The sequence below is a fragment of the Pseudomonas sp. P108 genome (assembly GCF_032613195.1).
In the GTDB taxonomy this organism is placed as follows: domain Bacteria; phylum Pseudomonadota; class Gammaproteobacteria; order Pseudomonadales; family Pseudomonadaceae; genus Aquipseudomonas.
This window is the reverse complement of the sequence record NZ_CP126691.1, coordinates 405,824-418,571: the sequence shown is the minus strand read 5'-3', so window position 1 is coordinate 418,571 and position 12,748 is coordinate 405,824. Positions and strand designations below refer to the sequence as shown.

Sequence of the window (12,748 nt, the reverse complement as noted above, 5' to 3'; positions counted from 1 at the left end):
CCGCTCTCCTACAGACTTGATTCGACGCCGTGACGCACGACGCGTTTGTCCAGATCACCACCGAGCCAATAGGCCAGGTCCGCCGGACGATCGATGTGCCAGGCAACGAAATCCGCGACCTTGCCGACTTCCAGCGAACCGTGGCTAGCCGCCATGCCCAGCGCTTGCGCAGCATGAATCGTCGCGCCGGCCAGGGCTTCTTCCGGAGTCATGCGGAAGCAGGTGCAGGCCATGTTCAGCATCAGCCGCAATGACAGCGCCGGCGAGGTGCCGGGGTTGAGGTCGCTGGCAATGGCGATTTTCACGCGATGCTTGCGCAAGGCGTCCATTGGCGGCAACTGGGTCTCACGCAGGAAGTAGAACGCGCCTGGCAGCAGCACGGCGACGGTGTCGGACTCAGCCATGGCGATGGCGTCGGCCTCGTCCATGAACTCCAGATGATCGGCGGACAACGCCTTGTATCGAGCAGCAAGACTGGAGCCGTGCAGCGACGACAATTGCTCGGCGTGCAGCTTCACCGGCAGACCAAGTTTTTGCGCGGCGATGAACACGCGCTCGACTTGCTCTGGCGAGAACGCCAGGTATTCGCAGAAGGCATCCACGGCGTCGACCAGACCTTCAGCCGCTAGGGCCGGGAGCATCTCGGAGCAAATCAGATCGATGTAATCGTCGGCGCGATCCTTGTACTCCGGTGGCAACGCGTGGGCAGCCAGACAAGTGCTGCGCACGCTGATCGGCAACTCTTTGGACAGGCGACGGATGACCCGGAGGATCTTGCGTTCATTGGCCAGATCGAGGCCGTAGCCGGATTTCATCTCGACTGTGGTCACGCCATCGCGCATCAGGCTTTTCAGACGCTTGGCGGCGCTGGCGAACAGCTCGTCTTCAGTCGCTTCGCGCGTCGCGCGCACGGTGCTGGCGATGCCACCGCCGGAGGCTGCGATCTCGGCGTAGCTGACGCCTTGCAGACGTTTTTCGAATTCGCCGCTGCGATTGCCGCCGAACACGGTGTGGGTGTGGCAGTCGATCAGGCCGGGGGTGACCCACGCGCCTTGCAGGTCGTTGACCGCCGGGTATTCACCGGAGGGCAATTGATTGCGCGGGCCGATCCACTCGATGAGCGCACCGGACGTCACGATGGCCGCATCCTCGATGATCGAGTAGACGCCTTGCGCCATGGTTGCGACGTGGCAGTGTTGCCAGAGGGTTTTCACTGTTGGCCTCCGTTGGGGTTGGTTTGGTGGGTGGTCTTGAAAGCCCCTCACCCTAGCCCTCTCCCGGTGGGAGAGGGGACTGACCGTGTTGTTCTGTCGAGGTACATCGACCTGAAATTTTTGAGCCGAACTCAGGCTCTGAAAACCACGAAGATCGGCTCCCTTCCCCCTCTCCCCCCTGGGGGAGAGGGCTGGGGTGAGGGGGATCGATGTCTCGAACAACAAAAATCCCCCTGACAGTCCACTTACAAACTAGGCAAAAGCTCTGCCGAAACCAGCTCGGTCAAACACCGCGAAGCCAACAGTTCAGTCGCCGCATTGATGTCCGGAGCAAAAAACCGGTCCTTCTCATAAAACGGCACTTCCTTACGCAAAATCGCCCGCGCCTGTTCCAGCTTCGCCGAGGTCTTCAGACCGTTGCGCAGATCCAGCCCCTGCACCGCCGCCAGCCATTCCACCGCGAGAATGCCGCGAGTGTTTTCGGCCATTTCCCACAGGCGTTTGCCGGCCGCCGGGGCCATCGATACATGGTCTTCCTGGTTAGCCGAGGTCGGCAGACTGTCCACCGAATGCGGATGCGACAACGCCTTGTTTTCGCTGGCCAGTGCCGCCGCAGTTACTTGAGCAATCATGAAACCGGAGTTCACGCCGCCATTGGCGACGAGGAACGGCGGCAGCTGGGACATGTGCTTGTCCATCATCAGCGAGATGCGGCGCTCGCTCAGCGAGCCGATTTCGGCGATAGCCAGGGCCATGTTGTCAGCGGCCATGGCCACCGGTTCGGCGTGGAAGTTACCGCCGGAAATCACGTCGCCTTCAGCGGCGAAGACCAGCGGGTTATCCGATACAGCGTTGGCTTCGACCGCCAGTACTTCAGCGGCCTGACGGAACTGCGTCAGGCAGGCGCCCATGACTTGTGGCTGGCAGCGCAGCGAATACGGATCCTGCACCTTCTCGCAGTTCTGGTGCGAGTCAGAGACTTCGCTGCGCTCACCGAGCAGATCACGATAAGCAGCAGCCGCATCGATCTGCCCTTTCTGGCCACGCGCCGCGTGAATGCGTGCATCGAACGGCGAGCGCGAGCCCAATACCGCTTCAACGGTCAGACCACCCAGCGCCAGTGCGCCCGCGAACAAATCTTCACCCTCAAACAAACCACGCAGGGCGAACGCCGTGGAAACCTGAGTACCGTTGAGCAGCGCCAGACCTTCTTTAGCCGCTAAAGTCAGCGGCGTCAGGCCAGCAACTTTCAGCGCTTCAACGGCTTCCATCCACTCACCCTTGTAACGCGCCTTGCCTTCGCCCAGCAGCACCAGCGACATGTGCGCCAACGGTGCCAGATCGCCCGAAGCACCCACCGAACCTTTCAGCGGAATATGCGGATAGACCTCGGCATTGATCAGCGCGATCAGCGCATCGATCACCACGCGGCGAATGCCGGAGAAACCACGGCTGAGGCTGTTGACCTTGAGCACCATGATCAGTCGCACCAAGTCATCGCTGATCGGCTGGCCAACACCGGCAGCGTGGGACAGCACCAGCGAGCGCTGCAGGTTTTCCAGGTCTTCGCTGGCGATGCGGGTCGAGGCCAGCAGGCCGAAACCGGTGTTGATGCCGTAAGCGGTGCGATTCTCGGCGAGGATCTGCTCGACGCAGGCGACGCTGGCTTCGATCTGCGCCGAGGCGCTGTTGTCGAGCGTCAGCTTGACCGGGTTCTGGTAGACGTCACGCAGTTGGGCCAGGCTCAGTTGGCCGGGAATCAGGTTCAGCGCAGTCATTTTGTGCTCCTTTTGAGAGTTTGTTATTAACTCGCCAGACGCTCCGGAGATGTCCGTTGTCCGTCGCGTCTCGCCTTTTGGGGAGTCGCGCCTTGGCACGCTGGCGTGGGTATTGTCAGTGCAGATTCGGTAATACGTTGTGCAGCGAATTCGGGTTTTTCAAAACGTTCGCGGCGGCGGCGATATCCGGCGCCAGCCAGCGATCCTGGTCGTAGGCAGGAACCGTTTCGCGCAGCAGTCGCCACGCGCGGTCAGTGCCCGCACCAAAGTGCTGTTCCTTGAGGAATTCAAACGCCTGCGCCGCCAGCAGATATTCGATGGCGAGAATCTGCGTGCAGTTTTCCAGCGCACGATGCAGCTTCAGCGCGGCGTTGGTGCCCATGCTCAAGTGATCTTCCTGCAGGCCCGAGGTGATGTAGTTGTCGAGCACCGCCGGTTGCGCCAATTGGCGGTTCTCCGCACACAGCGACGCAGCGACGTATTGGACGATCATCATCCCCGAGTTCACCCCGGGATTGGCCACCAGAAACGCCGGCAGACCGCTGACGTGTGGATTGACCAGACGATCAAGACGACGCTCGGCGATCGAGCCGATTTCGGCCATGGCAATCGCCAGCAAATCCGCCGCCATCGCCACCGATTGGCCGTGCGGGTTGGCTTGCGACATCACCCGGAAATTGTCCGGTGTGCCGAGCAACAGCGGGTTGTCGGTGCAGCCGTTAAGTTCGGCTTCGACCTGTTTGATCGCATGTTCCAGTTGATCGCGTGCAGCGCCGTGCACCTGCGGGATCGAGCGAATACTCAGCGCATCCTGAGTGCGAATGCCTTTGCTCGACGCAATCACTTCACTGCCATCGAGCAAGGCGCGTAGATTGATGCCGACCTGCTGCATGCCCGGGTGCGGTTTCAGCGCGATGATCTCAGCGTCGAACGCATCGATCTGGCCGCGCTGGGCTTCGAAACTCATTGCGCCGATCACATCGGCCCATTGCACCAATCGTGTCGCATCGGCAATCGCCAGACAGCTGAGGCCGGTCATGCACGGCGTGCCGTTGACCAGGCACAAACCGTCCTTCGCACCCAGTAGCACCGGCTTCAAGCCTTCTTCGGCCAATGCCTGTTGCGCCGAAGTGATCTGCCCGCGATAGCTGACATTGCCGACGCCGAGCAGCGCGATGCCGATATGTGCCATGTGCGTCAGGTAACCCACCGAACCTTGCGACGGCACTTGCGGGGTAATGCCGCGATTGAGCAGCGCCAGCAGCGCTTCGACGACCCGGCGGTGGATGCCGGATTTGCCGTGGCTGTAGTTGTGAATCGCTGCGCAGATGATCGCGCGGGTCTGCTCGTCGGCGAGTACCGGGCCAACGCCGCAGGCATGGCTGAGCAAGGTGTTGCGCGAGAGCTGGCTGAGTTGTTCGTCTTTCAGGGAAACGTTGGACAAACCGCCCAAGCCGGTGTTGACGCCATAGGCACGCTCGCCGCTTTCGACGATGCGCTGGACGATGCCTTGGGCGTTTTCGATGCGCGCCCAGGTGTCGCTGGACAGCTCGAGTTGAGCGCCGTGACGGGCGACAGCGACCACGTCCTGCCAGCGCAGAGGGGCACCGGTGATAATGATTTTTTCAGCCTGGGACATCTAAAAAACCTCTTGAACAAGATCGTTCCCACGCTCTGCGTGGGAATGCCGCCTGGGACGCTCCGCGTCCCGACTTCTGCTCTGTGCAGGGTGACGCGGAGCGTCACGGGATGCATTCCCACGCAGAGCGTGGGAACGAGCGTCAGACCACCGCCGCCCGCCGCTGCACGAACCGGTCAACGTACTCGTCCGCCGGTGAATGCAGAATCTCGCGTGGCGTGCCGACCTGAATCAGCCGGCCATCCTTGAGAATCGCGATGCGATTACCAATACGCACCGCTTCGTCGAGGTCATGGGTGATGAAGACAATGGTCTTGTGCAACGTCTTTTGCAGCTCCAGCAACTGGTCCTGCATCTCCGCGCGGATCAGCGGATCCAGGGCACTGAACGCCTCATCCATGAGGATGATGTCGGTGTCCGCCGCCAAAGCGCGGGCCAAACCGACACGCTGACGCATGCCGCCAGAGAGCTGGTGCGGGTATTTGTTTTCGTAGCCTTTGAGGCCGACGGTGTTGATCCAGTGCAGCGCGCGTTCCGCGCACATTTGCTTGCTCTCGCCACGCACTTTCAGGCCGTAGGCGACGTTGTCGAGCACGCTCTTGTGCGGCAGCAGGCCGAAGCTCTGGAACACCATGCTGATCTTGTGTCGGCGAAATTCGCGCAGGGCGTCCATGTCGTATTGCAGGATGTCGACGCCATCGACGAGGATCGCCCCGCTGGTGGGATCGATCAGCCGATTGAAGTGGCGCACCAAGGTCGATTTTCCCGAGCCGGACAGACCCATGATCACGAAGATCTCACCAGTGCCGATGCTCAGCGACAGGTCATTAACGCCGACCACACAACCGGTCTCGCTCAGCACCTGATCCTTGGTCTTGCCCTGACCAACCATGGCCAGCGCATCCTTGGCGCGGTTGCCGAAAATCTTGAAGACGTTTTTGACTTCGATCTTGCTCACGGTTGCGTTGCTCATTTGCTCACCTCATGCCGTGGCCGACCGTACGCCTGAGTAATGCGGTCGATGACCACTGCGAGAATCACGATCGCCAGACCGGCCTCGAGGCCCCGTCCGACGTTGAGGGTCTGAATCCCCACCAGCACATCTTCACCAAGCCCCCGGGCGCCGATCATCGAGGCGATCACCACCATCGACAGAGCCATCATGGTGGTCTGGTTGATCCCGGCCATGATGCTCGGCAGGGCCAGCGGCAGTTGCACGCCGAACAGTTGCTGCCAGCGGTTGGCACCGAAGGCGTTGATCGCTTCCATCACTTCGCCGTCGACCTGGCGGATGCCCAGATCAGTCAGGCGAATCAGCGGTGGCGCAGCATAGATAACGGTAGCGAAAATCGCCGGCACCTTGCCCAGACCGAACAGCATCAGCACCGGGATCAGGTACACGAAACTCGGCATGGTTTGCATGATGTCGAGCAGCGGCATCAGCACCGAACGCAGGCGGTTGCTGCGCGCCGAGAGAATCCCCAGCGGGATGCCGATCAGCACCGAAATGATCGTCGCGACCATCATCAGCGCCAGCGTCTGCATGAGCTTGTCCCACAGGCCGACAGCACCGACGAGAAACAGCAGACCGACGATGACCGCCGTGGTCACGACTTTGCGCGTGGCGTGCCAGGCAACCACACCGACGATCGCCAGCATCAACCACCACGGCGCCGCACGCAGCAGGCCTTCGAGGTTGACGATGGCCCACAGCAGCGTGTCAGAGATGTGGCGGAACACATCACCGTAGTTGGTGACCAGCGAATCGACCCAACCGTTGACCCAGTCGGCGATGGAAAAGGTAAAGCTTTCGGGAAACATAAGCGGCTCTCAATCAGAAATCTCAATCAAGCGTTTACGGCATATCTCCCGGCCAGCCTCACGGTTGACCGGGAGGTATCGACCTACAGCGCCGCGTCGATTTTCTTGGCTGCGTCTGCACTGACCCACGCATGCCAGACTTCAGGATGTTCCTTGAGGAAGATTTTCGCCAGTTTTGGCGACTCGATACGTTCCTTGGCCATGCGGCCCAGGTTCTGGTTCAGCAGGTCGATTGGCAGGTTGACCTTTTCCAGCACGGCGACTAGTTCCGGGGCTTCGTCGTGGAAGGTTTTCGACAGGCCGACCTTGATGCTCACGGTCTTGTCGACGCCCGGTTTCTCTTCGAGTTTGACCAGATCCACCTGGCCCATCAGCGGGGTTGGCGACCAGTAGTAGAACAGGATCGGCTCGCCACGCTTGTAGCTCGACAGCACCGCCGCATCCAGCGCTGGGCCGGTGCCCGGACGGAAGTTGGTGTAGCTGTTTTCCAGACCGTAGCTTTTCAGCATTTCGCTGTTATCGAGTTCGCAGGTCCAGCCGGCCGGGCAGTTGTAGAAACGGCCCTTGGACGGCTCTTCAGCGTCCTTGAACACGGCGGCGTATTTGCCCAGGTCAGCGATGTTTTTCAGGTCCGGGGCTTTCGGCTCAAGCTTGCGCTTGGCGTCGCCTTCGATCACATAGCGCGGCACGTACCAGCCTTCCACCGCGCCCACTACCGGAGCGCCGACACCGACGACCTTGCCGGCCTTCTCGGCCTTGTTCCAGACCTCGCTGCGGCCGACCCACTCTTCGGCGAACACTTGAATATCGTTGCTGCTCAGGGCGTTTTCCATGGTGATGGAGTTACCCGGCAGGCTGTCGGTCTTGCAGTCGTAACCTTTCTCCAGCACCACTTGCAGGACATCGGTCAGCAGCATGCCGCTTTCCCAGTTCAGACCGGCGAACTTCACCGGTTTGCCCGATTCGCACCAGCCGGCGGCTTGCGTCGCACCGGCACTGGCCAACAGGCCCATGGACAGCAATGTGGTCAGCAGGGTCTTGTTCGATTTCATTGTTGTGACGCTCCTAATCATGAATTGGCTTACGGCAGTCAAGAGGCATCCAGCCCTGTCCACGTCCAAATCAGGCCTGCGCCGCAGCGCGACCGGCCCCGCTTGTTTTAGGTTGTACAACGCTGTTCTGCTCGACCGGCAGAATCAGTTGATCGGGTACCGCGCTGTGCCATTTTTTTGCGCACAGGTAGTAGACGACGGCCGGCAGCACCAGGCCGATGATCCAGGAAATGTCCACATCACCGAGGGCGGACACCAGCGGGCCGGTATAGAACTTGGTGGAGATGAACGGCAGCTGCACCAGCACGCCGAACACATAGACGCTGATACCGAGCAGGTTCCAGCGACCGTAGCGGCCGTTCGGATCGGCCAGCGCCGGCACGTCGTAACGCTCACGGGTGATGCAGTAGTAATCCACCAGGTTGATCGCGCTCCACGGGGTGAAGAAGGCGAGCAGGAAGAGGATGAAAGACTTAAACGCACCGAGGAACGAGTGCTGACCGAGCAACGCGATCAGGGTCGCTGCGCCGACAATCACCAGCACGAATACCAGACGCTGCATGCGCGTAACGGTCAGGTGCCCCTTGAAACCACTGATGATGGTCGCGATGCACATGAAGCTGCCGTAGGAGTTCAGCGTCGAGATGGTCACCTTGCCGAACGCGATGCTGAAGTACAGCAGCGCGGCGGTGGCACCGGTGCCGCCCAGGCCGACGATGTAGGCAACTTCGTGACCGGCGAACTGGCCGTTGGCTGAAGCTGCGGCGAACACACCGAGGATCATCGCCACTTGCGCGCCGACCACCGAACCGGCACCGGCGGCGAAGAAGGTTTTTACCGCCGAAGTATTGCTCGGCAGGTAACGGGAATAGTCAGCCACGTAGGGGCCGAAAGCGATCTGCCAGGACGCCGCAAGCGACACCGCGAGGAGGAAGCTGCTCCAACTGAAATGACGGATTTGCAGAAGTGCGCCGACGTCGGTCTGGCTCATCAGCCGCCAGAACAGGAACACGAAAGCGATCACGCCAATCACGCTGGCGACACGGCCGATCCAGTGGATCACCCGATAACCGAGCACTGTGACCAGCACGATGACGCTGGCAAAAATCAGGATGCCGACGCTGTCACTGACGTTAAACAACTGACCCAGCGCCTGACCGGAAAGCACCGTCCCCGTTGCGGTGAAACCCAGGTACATCAGGCACACCAGCACAATCGGGATCGCCGCACCATAAACGCCAAACTGCACGCGACTGGAGATCATCTGCGGCAGGCCCAGTTTCGGCCCTTGCGCAGCATGCAACGCCATCACTCCGCCGCCGAGCAATTGGCCGATCAACAGACCGATCAACGACCAGAACACATCACCGCCCAGCACCACGGCCAAGGCCCCGGTGACAATCGCGGTGATTTGCAGATTTGCCCCCATCCACAGGGTGAACTGGCTAAACAGACGACCGTGTCTTTCCGCTTCCGGGATGTAGTCGATCGAACGCCTTTCGATCAACGGTTTGTTGCTTGCACGATCGGTGTTGACAGCCATGATTCAACCTCTGTGGATTGTTCCGGGTTTTGTTCTTTTTGGCTTTTGTAGGAGTGAGCCTGCTCGCGATTGCGGTGGGTCAGTCAGCACATTTGCTGAATGTGCCGGCCTTATCGCGAGCAGGCTCACTCCTACAGGGGAAAGCATTACTTTCCGGTAATCATCGGCAGGTTCAGGCCCTGTTCCTTGGCGCAGTCGATGGCGATCTGGTAACCGGCATCGGCGTGACGCATAACGCCAGTAGCCGGGTCGTTGTGCAGCACGCGCGCAATACGCTCGGCCGCTTCGTCAGTACCGTCGCAGACAATCACCATGCCCGAGTGCTGCGAGAAGCCCATGCCGACGCCGCCGCCGTGGTGCAGGGAAACCCAGGTCGCGCCGCTCGCGGTGTTGAGCAGTGCGTTGAGCAATGGCCAGTCGGACACGGCGTCAGAACCGTCCTGCATCGATTCGGTTTCACGGTTCGGACTGGCGACCGAGCCGGAGTCGAGGTGGTCGCGACCGATCACGATCGGCGCCGACAGCTCACCGCTGCGGACCATTTCGTTGAAGGCCAGGCCGAGCTTGGCGCGCAGGCCCAGGCCGACCCAGCAGATACGTGCCGGCAGACCCTGGAAGCTGATGCGCTCGCGGGCCATGTCCAGCCAGTTGTGCAGGTGCGCGTCGTCGGGGATCAGCTCTTTGACCTTGGCGTCGGTTTTGTAGATGTCTTGCGGATCGCCGGACAGCGCCGCCCAACGGAACGGGCCGATGCCACGGCAGAACAGCGGACGGATGTAAGCCGGTACGAAACCCGGGAAGTCGAAGGCGTTTTCGACGCCTTCTTCCTGCGCCATCTGACGGATGTTGTTGCCGTAGTCGAAGGTCGGAATGCCTTGCTTCTGGAATTCCAGCATGGCTTTGACGTGCACGGCCATCGACTGCTTGGCGGCTTTGATCACAGCGGCCGGTTCGGTCTTGGCGCGAGCGCGGTATTCGTCCCAGGTCCAGCCGGCCGGCAGGTAACCGTTGAGCGGGTCATGGGCGCTGGTCTGGTCGGTGACCATGTCCGGGCGCACGCCACGCTTGACCAGTTCCGGCAGAATTTCTGCGGCGTTACCCAGCAGGGCGATGGAGATCGCCTTGCCTTCCTTGGTGTATTTGTCGATGCGCGCCAGCGCGTCGTCGAGGTCTTTGGCTTGCTCGTCGACGTAACGGCTTTTCAGACGGAAATCGATGCTCACTTGTTGGCATTCGATGTTCAGCGAGCAAGCGCCGGCCAGGGTTGCCGCCAGAGGTTGTGCGCCGCCCATGCCACCGAGGCCAGCGGTCAACACCCACTTGCCGGTGAGGTTGTCGTTGTAGTGCTGGCGACCGGCCTCGACGAAAGTTTCGTAAGTACCTTGGACGATGCCCTGGCTGCCAATGTAGATCCAGCTGCCGGCAGTCATCTGGCCGTACATGGCCAGGCCTTTGGCGTCGAGTTCGTTGAAGTGCTCCCAGCTCGCCCAGTGTGGGACGAGGTTGGAGTTGGCGATCAGTACACGCGGGGCATTGCTGTGCGTCTTGAACACGCCGACCGGCTTGCCGGATTGCACCAGCAGGGTCTCGTCGTCATTCAGGTTGGTCAGGCTTTCGACGATCTTGTCGTAGCACTCCCAGTTACGCGCGGCGCGACCGATACCACCGTAAACCACCAGCTCTTTCGGGTTCTCGGCGACTTCCGGGTCGAGGTTGTTCATCAGCATGCGCAGCGGTGCTTCGGTCAGCCAGCTCTTGGCGGTCAGCTTGTTGCCGCGGGCAGCGCGGATCTCAACGTTGCGAAACTTTGTAGGCTTATTGTCAGTCACGAAAAAGACTCCTCAGCGATCAATTCAAACCAACCCTGGCAGTGGGCAAGCAGCCTGTGCGCTTCGATGCGCGACAAGCGAATCAGTGGACGCTGCGGAGAGTCTCGAGCGACTCATACGCATACGTCTTTACTTGTACATACAAGCATATGCAATCAAGCGGCCAACTTGTTGGAGGGGTATTCAAGAAAAATTACGCGCAGGGCTGGAGGGCACCTGAATCAAGGGTTCGGGCGTCGATGAAATTTTTCGTGGGGATGATTTATGCCGAAGGGACTTTGTTACGTGAGCGTGGTTTTGCGCCACGCTGGGGCGTTCGGTAACAAGTTGGTGCGTGGGTTGGGAACACCCCAAAAGCAAAAGATCGCAGCCTTCGGCAGCTCCTACATTGGGTTTGATGTACACCCTGTAGGAGCTGCCGAAGGCTGCGATCTTTTAAGATTTCGGAATCAGCGTGCAGTCAGTTCAATGACACAGCAACCCGCATTGACGGAGACTTCGACCAACCCGGCGTTACCGTCCAATTGCAGGCAATCATGGCGACCGAGTTGCGATGCAGTGTCACCGACCTGAACGTCCAACAGCTCACTGACACTGAACACCAACACCGTACCGGCCGAACTGAAGAGCCGCTGCTCACCGTCCAGCCACTGCAACCGCGCGCTGTAACGCTGCGGGGCGTAAATCAGATTGAAGTCGCGAATTGCGCCGCCAAGCAGCGTGCACGACACCTGGCTCTCGCCACTGAAGGCGAACGGGTCGAGCGGTAACAATGGTCGCGTATCGTCACCGTCGACGCACAGGGTCATGCAATCACCCTGCAACACCGTAATCACTCGCTGATAGCCAGCGAATGTCGAGAAACCACCGGATTCGGCGATGTCGGCAATCGATAGGCGCCAGCCAAAACCGTCCAGCCCGGCACCGGCATCACGGGTGATTTCTTCAGTGCTGCCGCCGCCGTTTTTCCACGGCATGCGCGGGTAGCCCTCGGCGCGTAAAACCTTCAAACCATTCATTTATGCTCTCTATTTATGAAACCGTCCTTCCAGACGGTGACGGGAACCCGGGTGAATCAATCGTGCTGCGGTCACCGGCTGACGCCCCGACCACGTGCGGCGACGAATCAGCAGGCACGGCTCGCCCTTTTCAATCTGCAGCAACTTGCATTCGGACGGCTCAGCGAGGATCGCTTCAACCACGTGCTCGCCTTCGGTCAGCGGCGCGACCTGATTGAGATAGGCGTAAGGCGTTTGCAGGGTGAAATCCTGCTTGAGGTATTCCGGGGCGACCAGCGCGTTGACGAAGCGGTCTTCGATTTGCACCGGAATATCGTTTTCGTAATGCACGATCAACGAATGAAAGACCTTCTGCCCTTCGCGCATATCCAGCGCCAGTGCGCGCTCGGAACCGGCGGCCTCCTCTTCGAGGGTGATGACCTGGCAGGTGTGGCGATGGCCACGGGAGGCGATCTCGTCGGCGATGTTGTGCACTTCGAACAACGCGGACTGACTCTTCGGTTCGGCGACGAAAGTGCCGACGCCTTGCATGCGCACCAACAGACCATCAGCGGTCATCTCGCGCAGCGCGCGGTTGATGGTCATGCGGCTGAAACCGAGTTGATTGACCAGCTCGCTCTCGGACGGCACGCGGTAGTGCGGCGGCCAGTTTCCGCTGTCGATCTGCTGGGTGATCATCTGTTTGACGCGGGCGTACAAGGGCGCCGGACTGTCGCCCATGTTCGCGGCCAACGGGGAGACTGGAGGCGGAGTCGGCACGGTTGATCCCTGTTCATTGGATGAAGGTTGCTAGCTTGCCGGAGTTTACCGGGCAGGCAAACGTCTGTATATGTATATACAAATAACACACGAT

The 12,748-nt window shown here is 60.3% G+C and carries 10 protein-coding genes; all 10 read right to left on the bottom strand.

The genetic code is table 11. The annotated features are described in order from the left end of the window. Window positions 1-8 precede the first annotated feature (8 nt). The 10 genes from hutI to hutC all read right to left on the bottom strand — a co-directional run bounded on the left by hutI (window position 9) and on the right by hutC (window position 12,615). Window positions 9-1,214, bottom strand: a complete 1,206-nt coding sequence (hutI, locus tag QOM10_RS01825) for an imidazolonepropionase (protein WP_316917485.1) — start codon at window positions 1,212-1,214, stop codon at window positions 9-11. Between the two features lie 245 nt (window positions 1,215-1,459). Next, the gene (gene hutH, locus QOM10_RS01820) at window positions 1,460-2,992 is read right to left on the bottom strand and encodes a histidine ammonia-lyase (protein ID WP_127925512.1); all 1,533 of its coding nucleotides are present in this window, start codon (window positions 2,990-2,992) and stop codon (window positions 1,460-1,462) included. Between the two features lie 115 nt (window positions 2,993-3,107). Further along, window positions 3,108-4,631: a histidine ammonia-lyase gene (gene hutH, locus QOM10_RS01815; RefSeq protein ID WP_316917484.1), complete on the bottom strand. Its 1,524-nt coding sequence runs from the start codon at window positions 4,629-4,631 to the stop codon at window positions 3,108-3,110. Between the two features lie 142 nt (window positions 4,632-4,773). Continuing rightward, entirely contained in the window at window positions 4,774-5,604 is an 831-nt protein-coding gene (locus QOM10_RS01810; protein WP_127925510.1) for a glycine betaine/L-proline ABC transporter ATP-binding protein, read from the bottom strand. Then, the gene (locus QOM10_RS01805; RefSeq protein ID WP_007949591.1) at window positions 5,601-6,452 is read right to left on the bottom strand and encodes an ABC transporter permease; all 852 of its coding nucleotides are present in this window, start codon (window positions 6,450-6,452) and stop codon (window positions 5,601-5,603) included. The genes QOM10_RS01810 and QOM10_RS01805 overlap by 4 nt, the downstream gene beginning before the upstream one ends. Window positions 6,453-6,535: 83 nt before the next feature. After that, window positions 6,536-7,504: an ABC transporter substrate-binding protein gene (locus QOM10_RS01800; protein WP_150649997.1), complete on the bottom strand. Its 969-nt coding sequence runs from the start codon at window positions 7,502-7,504 to the stop codon at window positions 6,536-6,538. A gap of 70 nt (window positions 7,505-7,574) precedes the next feature. Beyond that, a complete protein-coding gene (locus QOM10_RS01795; protein WP_102899542.1) occupies window positions 7,575-9,047 on the bottom strand; it encodes a purine-cytosine permease family protein in 1,473 nt (490 codons plus the stop codon). A 146-nt stretch (window positions 9,048-9,193) separates the two neighbouring features. Next, on the bottom strand, window positions 9,194-10,876 hold the full coding sequence (gene hutU / locus QOM10_RS01790; protein ID WP_095047181.1) for a urocanate hydratase: 1,683 nt from the start codon (window positions 10,874-10,876) through the stop codon (window positions 9,194-9,196). Between the two features lie 449 nt (window positions 10,877-11,325). Next, window positions 11,326-11,895 carry a HutD family protein gene (locus QOM10_RS01785; protein ID WP_316917483.1) on the bottom strand — a complete coding sequence of 190 codons (570 nt, stop codon included), beginning with the start codon at window positions 11,893-11,895 and terminating at the stop codon, window positions 11,326-11,328. A 9-nt stretch (window positions 11,896-11,904) separates the two neighbouring features. Continuing rightward, entirely contained in the window at window positions 11,905-12,615 is a 711-nt protein-coding gene (gene hutC, locus QOM10_RS01780) for a histidine utilization repressor (RefSeq protein ID WP_163013658.1), read from the bottom strand. Window positions 12,616-12,748: the final 133 nt, after the last annotated feature.